General features: G+C 63.1%; 20 protein-coding genes. 7 read left to right on the top strand and 13 right to left on the bottom strand.

All coding sequences use genetic code 11. The features are described from left to right. Positions 1-24: 24 nt before the first annotated feature. On the top strand, positions 25-729 hold the full coding sequence (locus tag ACGYLI_RS13550) for a glycosyltransferase (protein ID WP_394419585.1): 705 nt from the start codon (positions 25-27) through the stop codon (positions 727-729). Between the two features lie 51 nt (positions 730-780). Continuing rightward, complete coding sequence (locus ACGYLI_RS13545) at positions 781-1,533, top strand: glycosyltransferase family 25 protein (protein ID WP_394419584.1); 753 nt, start codon at positions 781-783, stop codon at positions 1,531-1,533. Positions 1,534-1,540: 7 nt separating this feature from the next. Here ACGYLI_RS13545 and ACGYLI_RS13540 read toward each other — a convergent pair whose 3' ends face one another. From ACGYLI_RS13540 to ACGYLI_RS13525, 4 genes are all read right to left on the bottom strand, one after another. Further along, a complete protein-coding gene (locus tag ACGYLI_RS13540; protein ID WP_394409833.1) occupies positions 1,541-2,194 on the bottom strand; it encodes a peroxiredoxin in 654 nt (217 codons plus the stop codon). 183 nt (positions 2,195-2,377) lie between these two features. Then, positions 2,378-3,025 (bottom strand): pseudouridine synthase, encoded by a 648-nt coding sequence (locus ACGYLI_RS13535; RefSeq protein WP_394419583.1) that lies wholly within the window; start codon positions 3,023-3,025, stop codon positions 2,378-2,380. A gap of 49 nt (positions 3,026-3,074) precedes the next feature. Further along, complete coding sequence (locus ACGYLI_RS13530) at positions 3,075-3,533, bottom strand: GAF domain-containing protein (RefSeq protein ID WP_209218454.1); 459 nt, start codon at positions 3,531-3,533, stop codon at positions 3,075-3,077. A 73-nt stretch (positions 3,534-3,606) separates the two neighbouring features. Next, the gene (locus ACGYLI_RS13525) at positions 3,607-4,779 is read right to left on the bottom strand and encodes a thiolase family protein (protein WP_394419582.1); all 1,173 of its coding nucleotides are present in this window, start codon (positions 4,777-4,779) and stop codon (positions 3,607-3,609) included. Positions 4,780-4,866: 87 nt separating this feature from the next. Here ACGYLI_RS13525 and ACGYLI_RS13520 point away from each other — a divergent pair, with 87 nt between their 5' ends. The 3 genes from ACGYLI_RS13520 (at position 4,867) to ACGYLI_RS13510 (ending at position 7,478) form a co-directional block, all read left to right on the top strand. Beyond that, a complete protein-coding gene (locus ACGYLI_RS13520) occupies positions 4,867-5,205 on the top strand; it encodes an STAS domain-containing protein (protein ID WP_067266757.1) in 339 nt (112 codons plus the stop codon). Between the two features lie 4 nt (positions 5,206-5,209). Continuing rightward, positions 5,210-5,674 (top strand): ATP-binding protein, encoded by a 465-nt coding sequence (locus tag ACGYLI_RS13515; RefSeq protein ID WP_394419581.1) that lies wholly within the window; start codon positions 5,210-5,212, stop codon positions 5,672-5,674. Positions 5,675-5,900: 226 nt separating this feature from the next. Further along, positions 5,901-7,478: a gamma-glutamyltransferase family protein gene (locus ACGYLI_RS13510; RefSeq protein WP_394419580.1), complete on the top strand. Its 1,578-nt coding sequence runs from the start codon at positions 5,901-5,903 to the stop codon at positions 7,476-7,478. Between the two features lie 37 nt (positions 7,479-7,515). Here the strand turns inward: ACGYLI_RS13510 and hspQ are convergent, their stop codons facing one another. Then, complete coding sequence (hspQ, locus tag ACGYLI_RS13505) at positions 7,516-7,842, bottom strand: heat shock protein HspQ (RefSeq protein ID WP_067261750.1); 327 nt, start codon at positions 7,840-7,842, stop codon at positions 7,516-7,518. 305 nt (positions 7,843-8,147) lie between these two features. Between hspQ and ACGYLI_RS13500 the strand changes: the two genes are divergently transcribed. Then, on the top strand, positions 8,148-8,738 hold the full coding sequence (locus tag ACGYLI_RS13500) for a lytic transglycosylase (RefSeq protein ID WP_322328450.1): 591 nt from the start codon (positions 8,148-8,150) through the stop codon (positions 8,736-8,738). Between the two features lie 69 nt (positions 8,739-8,807). Here ACGYLI_RS13500 and ACGYLI_RS13495 read toward each other — a convergent pair whose 3' ends face one another. The 4 genes from ACGYLI_RS13495 to ACGYLI_RS13480 form a co-directional block, all read right to left on the bottom strand. Beyond that, complete coding sequence (locus ACGYLI_RS13495) at positions 8,808-9,413, bottom strand: outer membrane lipoprotein carrier protein LolA (RefSeq protein ID WP_271692900.1); 606 nt, start codon at positions 9,411-9,413, stop codon at positions 8,808-8,810. A 174-nt stretch (positions 9,414-9,587) separates the two neighbouring features. Beyond that, positions 9,588-12,524 carry a DNA translocase FtsK 4TM domain-containing protein gene (locus ACGYLI_RS13490; protein WP_394419579.1) on the bottom strand — a complete coding sequence of 979 codons (2,937 nt, stop codon included), beginning with the start codon at positions 12,522-12,524 and terminating at the stop codon, positions 9,588-9,590. Between the two features lie 12 nt (positions 12,525-12,536). Beyond that, positions 12,537-13,718, bottom strand: coding sequence for an aminotransferase class I/II-fold pyridoxal phosphate-dependent enzyme (locus ACGYLI_RS13485; RefSeq protein ID WP_394419629.1), 1,182 nt, complete (start codon positions 13,716-13,718; stop codon positions 12,537-12,539). A 124-nt stretch (positions 13,719-13,842) separates the two neighbouring features. Beyond that, positions 13,843-15,177 (bottom strand): amidase, encoded by a 1,335-nt coding sequence (locus ACGYLI_RS13480; RefSeq protein WP_394419578.1) that lies wholly within the window; start codon positions 15,175-15,177, stop codon positions 13,843-13,845. Between the two features lie 85 nt (positions 15,178-15,262). Between ACGYLI_RS13480 and ACGYLI_RS13475 the strand changes: the two genes are divergently transcribed. Then, positions 15,263-16,489 carry an FAD-dependent oxidoreductase gene (locus ACGYLI_RS13475; protein WP_394419577.1) on the top strand — a complete coding sequence of 409 codons (1,227 nt, stop codon included), beginning with the start codon at positions 15,263-15,265 and terminating at the stop codon, positions 16,487-16,489. 15 nt (positions 16,490-16,504) lie between these two features. Here ACGYLI_RS13475 and ACGYLI_RS13470 read toward each other — a convergent pair whose 3' ends face one another. Genes ACGYLI_RS13470 through ACGYLI_RS13455 form a run of 4 tightly spaced genes read right to left on the bottom strand, consistent with a single transcriptional unit; the run spans position 16,505 to position 19,119 of the window. After that, a complete protein-coding gene (locus ACGYLI_RS13470) occupies positions 16,505-16,687 on the bottom strand; it encodes a Trm112 family protein (RefSeq protein ID WP_271692896.1) in 183 nt (60 codons plus the stop codon). Then, the gene (locus ACGYLI_RS13465) at positions 16,684-17,328 is read right to left on the bottom strand and encodes an LON peptidase substrate-binding domain-containing protein (protein WP_067261736.1); all 645 of its coding nucleotides are present in this window, start codon (positions 17,326-17,328) and stop codon (positions 16,684-16,686) included. Before ACGYLI_RS13465 ends, ACGYLI_RS13470 begins: the two co-directional genes overlap by 4 nt. A gap of 27 nt (positions 17,329-17,355) precedes the next feature. Further along, entirely contained in the window at positions 17,356-18,276 is a 921-nt protein-coding gene (gene trxA / locus ACGYLI_RS13460; RefSeq protein ID WP_394419576.1) for a thioredoxin, read from the bottom strand. 54 nt (positions 18,277-18,330) lie between these two features. Further along, positions 18,331-19,119 carry an exodeoxyribonuclease III gene (locus tag ACGYLI_RS13455; RefSeq protein ID WP_394419575.1) on the bottom strand — a complete coding sequence of 263 codons (789 nt, stop codon included), beginning with the start codon at positions 19,117-19,119 and terminating at the stop codon, positions 18,331-18,333. Positions 19,120-19,370 lie beyond the last annotated feature (251 nt).

Here is a 19,370-nt window from a genome sequence, read left to right as displayed (position 1 = left end):
TTTCCCCTCAGGGCAGTACGAGACATGCGCGCAGAAAATCTGGTCACGATTTGCATCACCATGGGGCTGCGCCCCGATGTCTTGCAACAAACGCTCGAAAGCCTCGGCCCCGAGCTGCGCAAGCTACCGATCATTGGCATCAACGACTTCGGCGATGCCGAAACCAGCGCGGTCTTCGACCAGCTCTGCCCTCATGGGCAACGCATCGATCTGGGCAAACAGGTCGGCCACCACCCCGCCGTCGACGCCATGTATGCCAAGGTGCGCACGCCTTATGTCTTTCACATGGAAGACGATTGGGAATTCACCCGCCACGATTTTTTAGATGACGCCCTGCGCTTGCTAGAGGCCCATCCCAATGTCTCTTCGGTCTGTTTCCGCGACACCGATAACTTCTTCATCGAAGATGCGGCTCGCGCCCAGATCGTCACCGAAGAATGCGCCGGCATCCCCTATGCGCGGATGGATGCGCTCAGCCCCAAATGGTACGGCTATACCTTCAATCCGCATTTGGCCCCGCTTTCCCTTTGGAAAGAGGTCGGCGGCTTCAGCGGTTTCAAACGCGAAAGCCACATCTCGCGCCAATTGCGCAAACAAGGTAAATTTACCGCTTTCCTGAAACCCGGCGCTTGCCAGCACATCGGGTTTGTCAGCGTCGCCCACAAACCGCCCTCCGCCTTCAAACGGTTCAAGAACTGGCTGCGCGGACGGCCCACCCCCAAAGTTTAACCCGTATAAGCCTGTCATCGCCCCGCGCGCCGCAGGAATGAGGTCACATCGATGTCACAGCGCCCAAAGGGATTCGTCATCAATCTGGCCGCCTCCCCCCAGCGACTGGACAGTACGAAGGCCGAACTGGACACCGCACAGATCGAGGCGGTCCGCGTGGATGCCTTCGACGGGCGTGAGATCGATCTGGCCCAATTCGCCCCCTATGACGATCGCAAAGCCCGACGTTTCATGGGCCGGTCGATGACCCAAGGCGAGGTCGGCTGCTACGTCTCGCACCAACGCGCCGCCGCCGCCTTCCTAGAGAGCGGGGATGAACTTGGTTTCGTCTTCGAAGATGACATCGCCCTTGAACCCGGATTCCGAACCTTCGTGCCAGAGCTGATAGAATGGCTGCGCCCCCGCACCGATTGGCACTGCGTAAATCTGGGCGCGACCCGTTTGAAAATCACCAGCCCCATGGCCGAAGTCGCAGGCATTCCGGTACTCCGCGCCCATTACTTTCCGATGCTCGCCCACGCGCTGATCTGGAACCGTGCCGGGGCCGAGGCGTTCCTTGCCGCCTCCGAACCTATCTTCTGCCCCGCCGATAACATGCTCAGACAGGTCCTCACGCGTTCTGACATGGGGCTGGCCACGGCCCAAAGCCTCGTCACAGCAGGCCGGTTCGACAGCGACATTTCCGCTCGTTCTGGAGGAAACAGAGGGCAATACCGGCGCTCCGCCCTCTATGGCCTGCGCAAACAGCGTAGGTTACTACATGAAAAAGCGATGGCCTTAGCCCATAAGCTCGGCCATCGCTAAGGGCAGGTCAGCCCGGCAGCTGCGCTTTGCGCAAATAAGGCAACACCGTCTCAAACGCCCCGAACTTCGCCTTGGCGTCCTCATCCGACACCGTCGCGGGGATGATCACATCCTCACCCACCTGCCAATCCGCAGGCGTGGCCACTGCGTTCTTCGCCGCCGTCTGCAACCCGTCCAAAGCCCGCAGAACCTCGGCAAAGTTCCGGCCCACGTTCATCGGATAGGTCATGCTCAGCTTCAACTGCTTATCCGGCCCGATGATGAAAACCGACCGCACCGTCGCGCTGTCATTGGGCGTACGGCCATCGGGCAGATAGGCCTCCGCAGGCAGCATATCAAAGGCTTTTGACACCTCCAGCCCCGCATCCGCGATGATCGGGAAACCGGCCTCGGCCCCTGCAACCTTCTCGATATCACCCTTCCACTTCTTATGCTCTTCAACACCGTCGACACTGACGCCAATCACTTTGGTGCCGCGCTTTTCCCATTCCTCGGAAAGCCGCGCCACGGCGCCGAACTCGGTGGTGCAAACGGGGGTGAAATCCTTGGGGTGGGAGAACAGGATCGCCCAATTGTCACCGACGAAGTCATGCAGGGAAAAACTGCCCTGATCGGTTTCGACTGTAAGATCGGGAATAGTGTCGTTGATACGCAAGCCCATGATATCCTCCGGGTCAATCTGTGAACAGATAGGTCAGAGGTAATCGCAAACCCCGCCGGTTTCACCCCCCGATCGCCACAAAGCCCAACTTCACCGCAGCGCCACGGCCCCTTCCCCTTCATCCTTTCTCAAATACCAATCCCGCCCCCACCTCACGGCGCAAGGACGGGCAGGGAGCGCAGCTCAGAAAGGGGCCTTGGCCCGCACCTTCGTCGATGCGCCACCCTGCGGATGGTTGAACCGCAATTCCTCGCTATGCAGCATCAACCGCGGAAAATCTCGTGCAGGTCCTGTGGCATAGAAAGGGTCGCCCAAAATCGGATGCCCAAGCGCCAGCATATGCACGCGCAGCTGATGGCTGCGCCCGGTCCTGGGGAACAGCCGGAGGCGCGCAGTCTCCCCATCGTTCTTGACCATCTTCCAATCGGTCTGCGCGGGTTTGCCAGTCTCATGGCAGACCATCTGCCGGGGGCGGTTGGGCCAATCGACGATCAGCGGCAGATCGACACTGCCGGATTTCTCCGCCGGGACCCCCCAGACCCGCGCGACATAGGTCTTGCGGGTCATGCGCTTTTCGAACTGCAACCCAAGGTGACGCTGCGCATGGGGCGTCAGGGCAAAGATCATCACGCCCGAAGTGTCACGATCCAGCCGGTGCACCAGCAGCGCTTGAGGGAAGACCGCCTGCACCCGCGTGATCAGGCAATCGGCCAGATGTTCGCCCTTCCCCGGCACGCTGAGCAGTCCCGAAGGTTTGTCGACCAGCAGAACTTCGGCGTCTTCATGCAGAATGACCAACGGGTCCTGCGGCGGGTTGTATTCGCTATCCATGGCTCCCCCTCGCAGATGCAGCCCCGCGGATCAAGCGGAGGCGTGGCCGTCAGGCGACGGCGGCGAAACTATCCTTGAGGATCGCGCTCAGCGCATCGGCATCGGCTTGGGTGAAAGCGTTTGGCTGGTCGCTGTCGATGTCGAAAACCCCCAGCAACTCCCCCGCGCCGTTCCAGACCGGCAGCACCAATTCCGAACGTGTCGAGGAGGCGCAGGCGATATGGCCCGGAAAGGCGTCGACATCCTCGACCAATTGCACCTCGCCCGTGCGCGCGGCAGCCCCGCAGACCCCGCGCGAAAAGGGGATCACCAGACAGCCATGCCCGCCTTGATAGGGGCCGATCTTCAGCAATTCGGGCGCGGTCACCCGGTAGAAGCCGGTCCAGTCAAAACGGTCATCCGCGTGATGCACCTCGCAGGCGATGGTGGCCATCAGGGCCACGGCATCGTCTTCGCCCTCGGTCAGGGCGGCGATGGTTTTGGCAAGGGTTTGGTAGTCGACGGTCATGGCGATACTCTTATTGCAGACGGAAAAAGGGAGGCATGCCGCCCCCCTTCGATAGTTTAAATGGCCCAAGGGCTCAGGGGCGTTCGATCGCGATGGCCGTGCCCTCGCCGCCGCCAATGCAGATCGCCGCAACACCGCGTTTCAGCCCGCGTTTTTCCAGCGCGTTCAGCAGGGTCACCATGATCCGCGCGCCCGAGGCGCCGATGGGATGGCCAAGCGCGCAGGCGCCGCCGTTGACGTTCACGATGTCATGGGAGAGGTCCATCTCATGCATGAAAGCCAGCGGCACCACGGCAAAGGCTTCGTTGACCTCCCACAGATCGACATCCTCTTTCTTCCAGCCGATCCGCTCCAGCAGTTTCTGCGCTGCGGGGACGGGTGCCGTGGTGAACAGACCCGGCGCTTGGGCGTGGCTGGCGTGGCCGACGATGCGGGCGCGGATTTCGAGCCCTTTGCGCTTCGCGCTGTCCTCATCCGCCAGCACCAGCGCCGCCGCCCCATCGGAAATCGACGAAGAATTCGCCGCCGTCACCGTGCCGCCCTCGCGGAAGGCCGGTTTTAGCTGGGGGATCTTCTCGGGCCGGGCGCTGGCAGGCTGTTCGTCGGCGCTGACCGTGGTGCTGCCGCGGCGCGACCTCACCTCGACCGAGGCGATCTCATCTTCAAAGGCGCCGCCCTCCTGCGCCTCGATAGCGCGCGACAGAGAGGCCAGCGCATAGTCGTCCTGCGTCTCGCGGGTGAATTGGAAGCGTTCGGCGCAATCTTCGGCAAAGGTGCCCATCAGGCGGCCCTTGTCATAGGCGTCTTCCAACCCGTCGAGGAACATGTGGTCGATCACCTGACCGTGGCCGAGCCGCGCGCCGCCGCGCATCTTGGGCAAGACGTAGGGCGCGTTGGTCATGCTTTCCATGCCGCCCGCGACCATCACATCGGTCTGGCCAAGCGCGATCTGGTCAAAGGCCATCATCGCCGCCTTCATGCCCGAGCCGCACATCTTGTTCAGCGTCGTGGCGGGCACCTCTTCGCTCAGACCGGCCTTGAACCCGGCCTGACGCGCGGGGGCTTGGCCCTGGCCTGCGGGCAGCACGCAGCCCATAAGCACCTCTTGCACCTCGGCAGGTTCCGTCTTGCCCAAAGCCGCCTTGATCGCGCTGCCGCCCAATTCCGCGGCGGTCAGCCCCTCAAAGGCTCCCTGAAAACCGCCCATCGGGGTTCTGGCTGCACCGGTTATCACGACATTGCGCATCACGTTCTCCTAGAGTTGCACCGCATACCAGTTGGTAAGGTTTTACGGTTAATCACGTCTCGAACTTCAAAGTCTCGGGGCATGTCTATGGAAGTTTCCGCCAAAACAGAAGACCGCTTTTGCGTGGTCAGCGTGCTGCATGACCGGATCGACGCCGCCGCGGCGCTGGAGTTCAAGGATGCGCTACGTCGCGCCGCGGCCCATGCGCCGCCGGTGGTGATCCTTGATCTGCACCGGGTCAATTTCATTGATTCCAGCGGCTTGGGCGCGATCGTGGCGGCGATGAAACATCTGGCACCACAGCGCGCGCTGGTGCTGGCCGGGCTGACCCCGGCGGTGGAAAAGGTCTTTACCCTCACCCGGATGGACAGGGTCTTTGGCATCTTCCACACGCTTGACGCCGCCCTCACCGCGCATCGAGAATAGCGCCATGCGGCTCTCCGCCGCGCGGTCCGCGCTCTGCCCGTTCGAGATCACCGTTCACAACGGCCCGCAGGCCGCGCGGCAGGCGCTCACGCTTTTGCTGGACGCGCTTTCCTGCCTTTCGCTCGGGGCCGAGGAGGTCTGCGTGGTGCGCTTGGTGGTCGCCGAAATGCTCAACAATATCGTCGAACACGCCTACCCCGACCCGCACCACCCCGGCCCCATCCATATCGCCTGCCATCACGCGCCCGACGGCCTGCACATTGCCGTGTCGGACGAAGGGCTGCCGATGCCCGACCTGCAAGCGCCCTTGGGCCTGCCGCAAGAGATCGACCGCCCCGTTTGCGACCTGCCCGAAGGCGGCTTTGGCTGGTTCCTGATCCGCGATCTGGCGAAAGACCTGGCCTATCGCCGCTTGGCCCAAGAGAACCGGATCGACCTGCGGCTCCCGGTTGGGTTACCGCCGCGTTAACATCTGCGGCAGCGCGTCCCGCATATTTCCCAAAACGGCCCCGCTGGGATCACAATTGCGCCTTGGTTGCCGGTCATAAACGGGGCTGTAGCTGCATATGGCTTCCCTCGGTGCCGTGTTTAATAGCCCCCACCCAGTACGCGGTGCCGAGGAACTTCCCCCCGCATTGGCAGAACCGAGATCTCCGTTTAGGGTCACGCTGACGTAATTCAGCGAGGGGCAGCACATGCGCGATTTTCACCTTCCCGGCCGGTCACCGGTCTTGGCCACCAACGGCATCTGCGCCACATCGCATCCGCTGGCGGCGCGGGCGGCGGTCGATATCCTTGCGCGGGGCGGCAACGCGATGGACGCGGCCATCGCCGGGGCGGTGTTGCTCGGCATTTGCGAGCCGCAGATGACCGGGATCGGCGGCGACTGTTTCATGCTCTACTCCCCGGCGGGGAGCGAGGAGGTCCATGCCCTCAACGGGTCCGGCTGCGCGCCAGCGGCGTTGGATGCCGCGAAACTGCGGGACCGAGGTGAGCAGACGGTGCCGCTCCGCTCGGCGGATGCCGTGACCATCCCCACGGCCATCGACGCCTTCTGCCACCTCTCGGAAAGCGTCGGCAAACTGGGGTTGGACGCCCTGCTCGCCCCCGCGATCCACTATGCCGAGGCGGGGGTGCCCGTCGCCCCGCGCGTGGCCTTTGACTGGGCCACCGATGGCGGCACCCTTCAGGGGCGCGCGCGGGATCACTTCCTCATCAACGGTAAAACGCCCCGCACCGGCGACATCTTCCGCGCGCCGGGACAGGCCGAAGTGCTGCGCCGCGTGGCCGCGCAGGGCCGCGATGCCTTCTACACCGGAGAGATCGCCGAGGACATGATCGCCACCCTGCAATCCGCAGGCGGCAGCCACAGCGCCGCGGATTTCGCCAAGGCCCACGCCGAGGTCACGACGCCCGTGTCAGGCCAGTACAAAGACCTCGAAGTGGTCGAACATCCGCCCAATGGCCAAGGGGCGACCGCCCTGTTGCTGATGAATATCCTCGATCACTTCGACATCGCCGGGATGGACCCATTGGGGGCCGAGCGCCTGCATATCGAAGCCGAAGCCACCAAACTGGCCTATGACGCCCGCAACCGCTTTCTGGCCGACCCGGACCACACCACGCGGCTTGAGCACATGCTGGCGCCTGAGACCGCCCGCGCCCTTGCGGCGCTGATCGACCCCAAACGCGCCATGGCCGCCGCCGCCCCGATCAGCGAGGCGGTGCATAAAGATACGATCTATATCACCGTGGTCGACGGCGACGGCATGTCGGTCTCGCTCATCTATTCGATCTTCCACGGCTTCGGTTCTGGCATCGCCTCGGACAAGTTCGGCATCCTGCTGCAAAACCGTGGCGCGGGTTTCACTTTGGAGGAAGGCCACCCCAATGAGCTGAAAGGCGGCAAACGCCCGATGCATACGATCATCCCCGGCATGATCCGCGAGAATGGCCGGCTGGCCATGCCCTTTGGCGTGATGGGCGGGGCCTATCAGCCCTGCGGCCATGCGCGCTTTGCCTCGAACCTCACCGATTTCGGCATGGACGTTCAAAGCGCCATCGACGCACCCCGCGCCTTTGCCGATGGGCAGGTGATGAAGGTCGAGCGCGGCTTTGGCGATGACGTGCGCCAAAGCTTGAGCGATCTGGGTCATAGGGTCGAAGTGCCCGAAACGGCGATCGGCGGGGCACAGGCGATCCGCATCCGAGAAGATGGCGTACTGGAAGGCGCGAGCGATCCGCGTAAGGACGGCTGCGCCTTGGGCTATTGATGAAACGCTTGGGCGGGCGGCAAACGGCCCGCCGGGCTTAGTTCATCTGGAAATGCAGCGGATAGGCACCGTCGGTGAAGGGGCCGAACAGATCGGGGATATCGGGGTGGTCCACAGGCTCCCCCGAATAATCAGCCACGAGGTTCTGCTCGGACACATAGGCCACATAGTAGCTCTGATCGTTCTCGGCCAAGAGATGATAGAACGGCTGGTCTTTCACCGGCCGGTTCTCTTCGGGAATCGCCTCATACCATTCTTCGGTGTTGGCGAATTCCGGGTCGACGTCAAAAATCACGCCCCGAAAGGGATGCTTCTTGTGACGGACAATCTGCCCGAGGTGATATTTTGCGCGTGTTCGTATCATAACATGCTGCCCCTACCCCTCGACGGTAGCCCTTTCAAGGGGCTTTTGTCCAATCACAGCGGCTCTGCGCGGGGAAACAGACTGTGAACGCCGCGCCGACAGTGGGTTTGCGGCAGCCCACCGCCCGGGGGTGCAACTGCTTTGCCGGCCCCCCGCGAAATACCGCCTGCGCAGGGCTGCGCAGTCAGCGCAATACCGCCCAGACTGCCGCGCATTTTCCCAATTTAGTGATGTGATGGTGAGGGTGAATCGGTTAAACTCCTCCGAAAAAACGTCCCCTAACAAAAACGAGAGGCGAGAGGCAGATGAGCAAGCATTTTTGCGCAATGATGATCGTACTGCTGGTGGCATCCTGCGGCGGCGGGCCTCAAACGGCCCCGCGTGATCTGGATAACGCCTGTACGATCCTGAAAGATCACCCCGACTACCTGCGCGCATTCCGCGCGACCGAGCGGAAATGGGGTGTCCCCATCCACGTCCAAATGGCCACTATCCACCAAGAGAGCAAATTCGTGGCGGATGCCCGGACGCCGTTCAAGTATGTGCTGGGTGTGATCCCAATGGGCCGCCAATCCAGCGCATTTGGCTATTCGCAGGCTTTGGACGCGACATGGGATGAGTATCTGGAATCCGAGGGCCGTTGGCGCGCCAAACGCGACCGGATTCGCGACGCGAGCGATTTCATGGGCTGGTACATGAACCTGACGCGGGAGCGGAACGGCGTCTCCCTTCACGACGCCCGCAACCAATACCTCGCCTATCACGAGGGCCACACCGGTTTTGCCCGCAAGAGCTATAACAGCAAGGCGTGGCTGGTCGGGGTCGCGGGCAAGGTCGATTCCCGCGCCAAACTCTATCAACGGCAGATCGCCGGTTGCCGTCTGGGCCGCTGGTAAACCCGCCCACTCCAATGCAAAACGCCCCGGCCTGATCAGCCGGGTTTTTTTTTGTTTCAACAGGGCCGCTTAGCGTCTGCCGCCTGCCCGTGCGCCCGCGGTGTCGAACAGGCTGTTAGAGATATTGCCCCCCACCTGCATGTCACCCAGCACGACCGTCGTGGCGCTGCCGTTGCCATCGTTGATGATCCACTGACGCAGCTGCACCGGGTTGCCGGTGAACTTCATCTGAATGTTGCCATATTGCGGGTTGGCGGGATCTTGGGCCGTGACCGTGGTGGCGGTGCCGTCATAGCTGTGGCCTGTCACCATCTTGGCGCGGCCCAGATTGACGTTGTCGGCCAAGATGATCGACAGCGGTGTTCGCGCCAGCGGATAGGTCTCAGCCGGTTGGTTCGACTTCTTGTCGTAGATCACGACCGTATTCGCCCCCGCGACGACCAGCCCGGAATCCGGCGCGTTATATTCGAAACGTACCTTGCCGGGGCGTTTGATATAGATCGTGCCCGTGCTGATCGACCCGTCATCGTTGATCTGGGTAAAGTCGCCCTTGGCGGTGCGAAGCTGGTTCAGATAGCCCGAAATCTCATTCAGCGACAGTTGCTGCGCCGCCGCCGCGAGGGGGGCCGATACGGCCAGTCCAACCGCCAGAATCGCAGAAGTAAGTTTACGCATGTTGTTCGTCCTGTGTTGCCTCACGTTCTGACATAGGGCGGGCGGGCGTGATATTCGATATCAGGGCGCGGTTTTTCGCTATCGCCCGCCCTGCCCCATAAAAAAACACCGCCGGGAGGGTGGCCCGGCGGTGTTTCTGATTGTCGCCCCCAAGAGGAGGGGGAAGTGGCAGACCTATGCCTGTTCCGGCACCAGAATCTCACGCTTGCCGACATGGTTCGCCGGAGAGACCAGCCCCTCTTCCTCCATCTGCTCGACCAGACGCGCGGCTTTGTTATAGCCGATCGCCAGTTTGCGCTGGATGTAGGAGGTGGAGCATTTGCGGTCTTTGATCACAACCTGCACGGCGGTGTCATAAAGCGCGTCTTCGCTATCGGTATTGCCGCCAAGGCCCAGCACCGCGTCGATATTGCTTTCCTTATCCTCGGACGGCCCTTCGACAACGCCCGAGACATAATCCGGCTCGCCGAATTGCTTGAGGTGGTTGACGATCTCTTCGACCTCTTCGTCGCTGACAAAGGGGCCGTGGCAACGGGTGATCTTCGCCCCGCCCGCCATATAAAGCATGTCGCCCATGCCCAAGAGCTGTTCCGCACCCATTTCGCCCAAGATCGTGCGGCTGTCGATCTTCGAGGTCACTTGGAAGGAAATCCGCGTCGGGAAGTTCGCTTTGATCGTGCCGGTGATGACGTCGACGGACGGACGCTGCGTGGCCATGATGAGGTGGATTCCACTCGCCCGCGCCATCTGCGCCAGACGCTGGATGCAGGCTTCGATCTCTTTGCCCGCGACCATCATCAGGTCGGCCATCTCGTCGACGATGACGACGATATAGGGCAGCGCCTCGGGTGTGTTTTCCTCAGTCTCAAAGATCGGCTCGCCGGTGTCTTCGTCGAAACCGGTCTGCACGGTGCGGGAGAACATCTCGCCCTTGGCCAGCGCCTCGCGGACGCGGCCGTTGTAGCCTTCGATGTTGCGCACGCCCATTTTGGACATCTTTCGATAGCGCTCTTCCATCTCGCCCACGACCCATTTCAGCGCCACGACGGCCTTCTTGGGGTCGGTGACGACCGGGCTCAGCAGATGCGGGATGCCGTCATAGACCGACAGTTCCAGCATCTTGGGGTCGATCATGATCATCCGGCATTCTTCCGGCGTCAGCTTGTAGAGCAGCGACAGGATCATTGTGTTGATCGCCACGGATTTACCCGAGCCGGTGGTCCCCGCGATCAGCAGGTGCGGCATCTTGGCGAGGTTGGCCACAACCGGGTCGCCGCCGATGTCCTTGCCGAGCGCCAGCGGCAGGCGATGGTTGCCGTCGCCGAAGTCGCGGCTTGAGAGGATCTCGCGCAGGATCACCTTCTCGCGGTTCTCGTTGGGCAGTTCGATGCCGATCACCGAGCGGCCCGGCACGGTGGAGACACGCGCCGAAAGGGCGGCCATGGAGCGGGCGATGTCATCCGCAAGACCGATCACGCGGCTGGCTTTGAGACCGGGCGCGGGCTCGAGTTCGTACATTGTGACGACGGGGCCGGGGCGCACGGCGACGATCTCACCTTTCACGCCGTAGTCGTCGAGCACGGTTTCCAGCATCCGCGCGTTTTCCTCCAACGCCTCGTCGCTGAGGTGCAGGCGCTGCACGCTTTCGGGGCTTTCCAGAAGGCTCAGCGGCGGCAGTTCAAACCCGGGGTGCGTGTCGTCGAAGGTCAGGGTGGGCTGCGCTTCGACCTGCGCCTGTTTCGAGGGCTGGACGGGTTTGCGGGCGGGCTGCTGCACCACTTTGCGCGGTTCCGCCACGGGGATTTTCATCGCCTCAGGCGCGGGCGCCTGCTGCAACGGCAGGGTCTCAGACGCCACGGTGTCTTCGTAGGGCGCGGCCATCGGCGCCTGCGCTGCCGGTTCCTGAACCATCGGCTCAGGCGTCGGAGCGGGCGCGGGCTGGGCCTGCGGCCTGCGCAGCAGCGGCTCGGGGCGCAGGGTGGCCGGTTCGGCGGTCAGGGGCGGTTCGGCACGCAGCCCGGCGGGCTGGGCGGCAGGCTGGCTGGTGTTCAGCACCAGCGGGTCCGGCCCACGGCCCCGGCCCTTGGTCAAAGGCGCGGTCGTCGGCGTGTGGATCGCATTGGCATGGCGCACGCGGTTCTTGATCACGTCGGCGATCTTGCTTTTGATGCGCTCTTCGCCCGGTGTCTCATCCACGATGGCGTCGCTGTAGGTCTCGATCAGTTCCGGCTCGGGCATGTCGTCTTCGGGTTCGGGCCGTTTGATCAGCCCGGGCATCCGACCGAACAGGCTGCGCGGTTCGGCTTCCGGCTCGGCCACCGAAGCGTGCTCAGCGGCATAGCTCTGCTCGGCTTCCTGCGCGGCCCAGGCTTCGGCATCTTCGGCTTCCTGACGGCGGCGCTCACGACGTTCGGCCTGACGGGCCGAGAGGTTCTGCGCGGCGACGACGGCCCCATTGGCGCCACGGCCCAGAAGGGTCATCAGCCCGGCATAGGCCATGATCAGACCGACCAGCAGGAACCGCGCAATGCGGAACAGCTCGGCCTTGGTAAAGCCCAAGACGAAGGCGCCCAACGCAAGGATAGCGACACCCATCAAAAGCGACATCAGCTTGACCGTCAGGGTCGAACCGATGGGCAGGATCGTCAGCAGCGCGCCCATGACGGTATCGCCAAAAAGCCCGCCCAGACCGAAGCTATGGGTCAGCAGCCATTCCTGACCGGGGGCCAGCGTCGCGGCGTAGATCGCGCCAAGTGCGACGGCGATAGGCGCAAAGATCAGCCGCCCAAGCGCGCGGTCATCGCCCTGATGCAGCGCGAAACGTCCGCCCCAGAACAGCAGGACGATGGCGATGCCCCAAGCGCCCCAACCGACGATCATGAACAGCGGCGCGGCGATGGAGGCACCGATCCGGCCCATCCAGTTCTGCACCGGCGCATCGGTCGAGACCATCCAGTTGGGATCGTCGGGCGTGTAGCTGCCGATCATCATGGCGGCCATGATGCCCAGCATGATCAGCGCCAGCCCCAGCAGTTCACGACCGCGCTTTTCGATTGCCTCGGCCATGTTGCTGTCTAGCAATGGATCGCGTCCCCGTGTCTGATATGCCATGTCGTCCCTCGCTTATGCCGAATACAGACAGTCGCGGATCGCTTCCAATCCGCGCGTCGTTTCGTCTTTTGGGGCCACCAAGGCGACCCGAATGTAATTCTGCCCGGGGTTCCCCCCGGCGACGTTCTGCGCCAGATAGCTGCCGGGCAGCACCCGCACGCCGGTCTCGCGCCAGAGCTTCAGCACCGCGGCCTCGTCATCCTCGACCGGAAGCCAGAGGAAGAACCCCGCCTCGGGGCTCACATAGCCCGGCACATTGCCAAAGATGCGGTCGGCGATGGCGTATTTCTCTTGATAGAGCGCGCGATTCTCTTCCACATGCGCCTCATCCGCCCAAACGGCGGCGGCGGCCTGCTGCAAGGGCAGCGGCAATGGCGCGCCCGCGTAGTTGCGCAACTGTTTGATCTGACGCATCGTCTCGGTCCCGCTGGCGGCAAAGCCCGACCGCAGCCCCGGCAGGTTCGAGCGTTTCGACAACGAATGAAAGATCACCACACGGTTGCGGTCGGTGCCCAATTCTTTGACCACCTCCAGCGCCCCGGTGGGTGGCGTGTCGCGGTAGATCTCGGAATAGCATTCATCGGCGAAGATCAGGAAATCATACTTCTCGGCCAGCGCGATCAGCTCGGCCCAGTAATCGCGCGAGGCGACAACGCCCTGCGGATTGGCGGGGGAGCAAAGATAGGCCGCCGTGGTGCGGCGCAGCACCTCTTCAGGCAGGCTCGCGAAATCTGGCAGATGCCCGGTCTCTGCGGTCGCGGGCACCATGATCGGGTCCGCCTCACCGGAAATCGCGCCGATCATATAGACTTGGTAGAAGGGGTTCGGCATCAGGATGGCCGATTTCTCCCCATTCTTGGTGGGCGGGCAAAGCGCGATGACGGCGTTATAGAGCCCCTCGCGCGTGCCGTTCAGGGCCATCACCTCGCTGTCGGGGTCCATCTCGACCCCGTAGCGGCGGGCGATCCATGAAGCGATGGCCGCGCGCAATTCGGGTGAACCGTCGTTCGGCGGGTATTTGTTGAACCCTGCGGCGTGTTTCGTGATCTCATCGGTCACCCATGCCGGAAACGCATGTTTCGGCTCGCCGATGGTCATATGGATCGGCGTGCCGCCGCCCTCATGCCCGTCAAGCAATGCGCGCAGGCGCGGCCACACGTGGGCCGGAAGGTTCGAAAACCGCTCGGTATACATCATCAAAACTGCCTCGGATCGGGATCATTCGCGCCCCGTTTGCCCCAAGGTACCCAAGGGCGCCTCTCCCGTCCAGAAAAACCGGGGAGTTTTGCCGCCCTTGTGGCTTTTCGGTCGTGCGGTCTTAGGCCTCGCGCAGGGCCGCTTCAGCCGCTGCACCAAGGCGCAAAAGCTGTTCCTCGGCGTTCGGAGCGCACATCAGAGAAATGCCGCAAGAGGGCGTATCGGTCGGCAAGGTAAGCGCGCAAAGCCCCATGAGATTCGCGACTCGCGTGTTGCGCAGGGACAGGAGATTCTGCGCGAGGTAGTAGTCGTGATCGCTGTTCAGCCGTTCGATGTTCGGCGGCAGCATGGGCGCTGTGGGCACCAACACGGCGTCATAGCCTGCCACGGCCCGGTCATAGCCTGCCCGCGCCAGATCGAGCTTGGCCCAAGCGGCGACGTAATCGGGGCCGGAGAACCCCTTACCCAGCCGGAAACGCTCAAGAATTTCGCTGAACATGGCTTCCGGGTCGGCTTCGATCACATCGCGCCATAGCCCATAGGCTTCGGTGGTGTAGAGACAGGAACTCAGCGGCATCGCCTCTTCGACTTCGGGCACGGTGATCTCGTCAACCGTGGCACCGGCCTCTCGCAACCGCGCCACCGCCGCGTCAAAAGCGGCTTTGGGCTCATCGGAAAGCTCATCCATGACAACATTGGTCAGCACCGCGAAACGGCAGCCCTCCAATTCGCTCTCTTGCAGATCGGCAGGCTTGCCCCCCTCCAAGGCGGCAAGCAGCAGCGCCGCATCTTCGACCGAACGGCAAAGCGGGCCAACCGTGTCGAACTTCGCCGCCAGCGGCACGGTCCCGGCAAGGGACACACGGCCCGCGGTGGTCTTGAGCCCCACCAGATCGTTCCACGCCGCCGGGATGCGCACCGACCCGCCGGTATCCGACCCGATCGCCGCTGCCGCCAAGCCAAAGGCAACCGAAGCCGCCGCGCCTGAGGACGACCCGCCCGAGACGCTGTCCGGCTCGTTCACGCAGGGCGGTGTGGCGGTGCTGGGGTTATGGCCAAGGCCCGAGAAGGCCAATTCGCTCATATGCGTCTTGCCCAAGCAGACCAGCCCCAAGGCCGTCGCGCTGGCGAGCACTTCGGCGTCACGCTCAGGCACCCGGCCTTCCAGCAGTTTGGAGCCCGCCTCGGTGGCCGTTCCGGCGGTATCAAAGAGGTCTTTCCAAGAGATCGGCACCCCGTCGAGCGGCGACAGGCGCTGACCGTCGCGGGCGCGCTCAGCCGCGGCAGCGGCTTCGGCGCGGGCGCGGTCAGGGGTGACGCGGGCATAGATACGGTCGCGCATCGGATGTGCGTCGATGGCATCGAGATAGGCATCGCAAAGCGCCACCGGGTCGATATCGCCCGCCGCGATCCCGCGCCCCAAATCCGCCGCCGTCATATCCAACCATTCTTGCATGTCATGCCCCTTACCGCTGTTCTTGGCGAACCTAGCGACCGTTCGGCGCATGGACAATCCCCGCGCGCAGGTCATATCTAGGGCCATGGATTTTGACCACGATATCGCGATCATCGGCGGGGGGCTAAACGGCCCCGCCCTTGCCTTGGCCCTCAGCCGCGCGGGATTGCGCGTGGCCGTGATTGACGCCCAGCCCGCACAGACCTTTGAGAACGCCGCCTTCGATGGGCGCGCCTATGCGCTGGCGCTCACCTCGGTCAGGTTGATGGAAGGCATCGGCATCTGGCCCGACATCGCGGATGACGCCCAGCCGATGCTTGAGATCAAGGTCACCGATGGGCGTGCTGGCACCGGCCCCTCGCCCATGTTCATGCATTTCGATCATGCCGAGATCGAGGAAGGCCCGATGGGCCAAATGGTCGAAGACCGCCATCTGCGCCGCGCGCTGCTGAAAGCGGCTGCTGCTGATCCGGCGATCACGATGATGAACGACACCCGCGTTACGGGGCAATCGGTGGCGCCGACCGGCATCACCCTGACGCTTGAGGGCGGCAAGACCCTGCGCGCAAGACTGGCGGTGGGGGCCGATGGCCGCGGCAGCGGCACGGCGGAGCGCGCGGGCATCAAGCGTATCGCATGGTCCTATGGCCAGACGGCGCTGGTCTGCGTGGTGGATCACGAAAAGCCGCACCACGGCATCGCGCATCAATTCTTCATGCCCCCCGGCCCGCTGGCGATCTTGCCGCTGACCGGCAACCGCTCCCTGATCGTCTGGAGCGAAGCGAGCGCCAATGCCGCCGCGATCAACGCCCTGCCGGATGCGCAATACCTTGAGGTGCTGCGCCCGCGCTTTGGCAGTTTTTTGGGGGAGCTTTCGCTGACCGGCCCGCGCTACAGCTATCCGCTGGGCCTGTCGCTGGCCCATTCCATGACCGCTTCGCGCGTGGCGCTTTTGGGCGACGCGGCCCATGGGGTGCATCCCATCGCCGGTCAGGGGCTGAACGCGGGCCTGCGCGATGTGGCCGCCTTGGCCGAGGTGATTGCCGATGCGGTTCGCCGGGGCGAAGACCCCGGAAATGACGCGGTACTGGCGCGCTATCAGGAATGGCGGCGGTTCGACAATGCCAGCCTCGCGCTGGCGACCGACAGTTTCAACCGACTGTTTTCGAACGATAATGCGCTTTTTCGGTTGGCCCGCGACATGGGCATGGCCGCGATTAACGCCCTGCCCGGTCTACGCCGCACTTTCATCCGCGAAGCGGCGGGGCTGACGGGTGACCTACCTCGATTGATGCGTGGCAAGCCCCTTTGACCGGGTTGCGGGCCGTTACAGCCTCCGTGCCTCATCCGGCAGCATGACGGGAATGCCGTTACGGATCGGATAGGCCAACCCGGCAGCTTTCGACACCAGCTCTTGCTTTTCCGCGTCATAGGTCAGCGTCGTCTGGGTGCGCGGGCAGATCAATGCCTCCAGCATCCGGCGGTCGAATTGAACGGTCGCATCTGTCATTGCATCAAGCCCTCTTCCTGACCGCCGCGCATCGCGAATTCGATCAATGTCACCAATGTCTCCCGCCGGGTCTCCAGCGAAGGCGCCTCGAGCAGCGCCTGTTTATCTTCGGCCTCGAACTCCAGCATCATCGACAGGGAGTTGATCAGCAACTCATCTTCGGCATCTTTCAACGTGTCCCAATCGGCGGAAAGCCCGCGGCTGTCGAAATAGCGCCCCAAAAGGTCAAGAAACCGCGCCCGGTCAAAGCTGTCGTCGACCTCATCCTCGCCCAGGTCGCGGTCAAAGCCCGACCAATTCACATCGCAGCGGCGATAGGGGGAAAAGCCCTCAATCTCCTCCACCACGCGAAAGCGCGAGACGCCGCCAAGGGTCACCATATAACGGCCATCCTCGGTCTCGGAAAACTGGGTGATGCGGCCTGCGCAGCCGATCTGGTGCAGCCCGTGGCCATCGCGACCGGGCAGTTCGTTGGGCTGGACCATGCCGATCAACCGCGTGTCAGTCTTGAGCGCGTCTTCGATCATCTGAAGATAGCGCGGCTCGAAGATATGCAGCGGCAGCCGCGAGCGGGGCAGCAGCAGCGCCCCTGCCAACGGAAAGATCGCAATAGTCTTGGGCAGTTCTGCTGGCTTGATCATGACAAGGGACTTAGCGCGCCCGCCTCTTCAGGCAAATATCATTGACGACAGTTTGCGACGGCCATTCAACACCACCGGATCATTGGGCTTAAGTGCCTCAAAAATAGTGAAAAGTTGCGTCTTGGCTGCGCCTTCGTTCCATTCACGATCGCGGCGGAAAAGCTCTAGCAGGTGATCGACGGCAGCTTCGGCATTGTCATGGGCATAAAGCGCTTGGGCCAGATCGAAGCGCGCCTGATGGTCGTCGGGGTTGGCCTCGACCTTCTCGGTCAACTCGGCCACGGGGCCGGCATCGGCGGCCTGATGCGCCAGTTGCAACTGGGCATGGGCAGCTTCGAGTTCGGGGGCTTTGGAGATTTCGATCGGCGCGCCGTTCAGCAAGGCTTCGGCCTGATCCAAGGCGCCCATGGCGATGTGGGACCGAACCATGCCGCCGTAGGCAGGCGCGTTCATCGGGTCTTCTTCTAGGATCGCGGCAAAGGTCTGCGCCGCATCTGTGGCGGCACCCTCGGCCAGCATCTCTTCGGCGGCGGCCACGGCATCGGCCAGCGTGTCACCGGGCGCTTCGCCGCCCCCCGCTTTTACCACACGGTCGACGAAGGCTTTGATCTCGGACTGCGGCAGCGCGCCTTGGAAACCGTCGACCGGCTGGCCTTTGTAGAAGGCATAGACCGTGGGAATGGACTGGATCTGCAACTGACCGGCGATGTTCTGGGCCTGATCGACATCGACCTTCACCATCTTCACCGCGCCCTTGGCCGCGCGGACGGCGTCCTCCAACATCGGGCCAAGCGTCTTGCAAGGGCCGCACCACGGCGCCCAGAAATCAACGATGACCGGCACCGTTTGCGAGGCATCGACCACATCAGCCATGAAGGTCGCCTCGGTCGTGTCCTTGATCAGATCGGCATCCGCAGGGGCGGCGGTGGAAAGGTTCAGGTCGGTCATGCTGTTATCCTCGCTAATCGCGTTTGGCCTTATATGGACGTGCGGGGGCGCGATTCAAAGGTCAAAACTGGCAAAAACCGGCGCGTGGTCGCTGGGTTTCTCCCAACCGCGCGCATCGCGGACGATGTGGCTGGAGTGTCCGGCCTGCGCGATATCCGATGTGGCCCAGATATGATCGAGCCTGCGGCCCTTGTCGGCGGCATCCCAATCGGCGGCGCGGTAGGACCACCAGCTATAGAGTTTGCCCTCCGGCACATCCTGCCGCGTGATGTCGACCCAATTGCCCGCATCCTGCACCGCGCCAAGCGCTTCGACCTCGACCGGGGTGTGGCTGACGATCTTTAGCAGCTTCTTATGATCCCAAACGTCATCCTCACGCGGGGCGATGTTGAGGTCACCCACAAGGATCGACTTCTCGGGCTTCTCGCCATGGAACCAGTCGCGCATCTCAGAGAGGTAATCGAGCTTTTGGCCAAACTTCTCATTGATCTCGCGGTCGGGTTTGTCGCCGCCTGCGGGGACGTAGAAGTTGTGGATCGTCGCGCCATTCTCCAGCTTGGCCGCCACATGGCGGGCGTGGCCCAGCATGGCGAAATCCTGATCGCCCGCATCCACCAGCGGCAGTTTCGACAGGATCGCCACGCCGTTGTAGCCCTTCTGCCCTCGCGCGACCATATGGGTGTAGCCTGCCGCCTTGAACGCCTCGACCGGGATCTTGTCCACGGGGCTTTTGCATTCCTGCAAGCAGAGGACATCCGGCCCGTGTTCGGCCAGCAGTTTCAGCACCAAAGGCTCGCGCAGGCGGACGGAGTTGATGTTCCAAGTGGCGAGGGTAAAGGACATGGGGGAGGCTCCGGTCTGGGGGTGGTTCGGCACAGTAACGCGGGCGGCGCGGGGGTGCCATGCGGAAATGGGGCTTCCTTGCGGTGTGGGCCATCGCCTACGGCTTGATTCCGGGCCGGGGCGCCCCCCCCCAAAAAAAAGACCGGGCGCAAAGGCCCGGCCAGTCCAACAGGGAGGTATGTACCTTTACCCGGGTACAAAAGTCGGGCTTCAAACCGAGGTGCGGGTCATGAAAACCCCGCCTCTCAGGT

It is taken from the genome of Sulfitobacter sp. 1A13421 (assembly GCF_043557285.1).
Lineage (GTDB): Bacteria > Pseudomonadota > Alphaproteobacteria > Rhodobacterales > Rhodobacteraceae > Sulfitobacter > Sulfitobacter faviae.
Note: the sequence above shows the minus strand (reverse complement) of the source record. Positions and strands in the feature narration are given on the sequence as shown.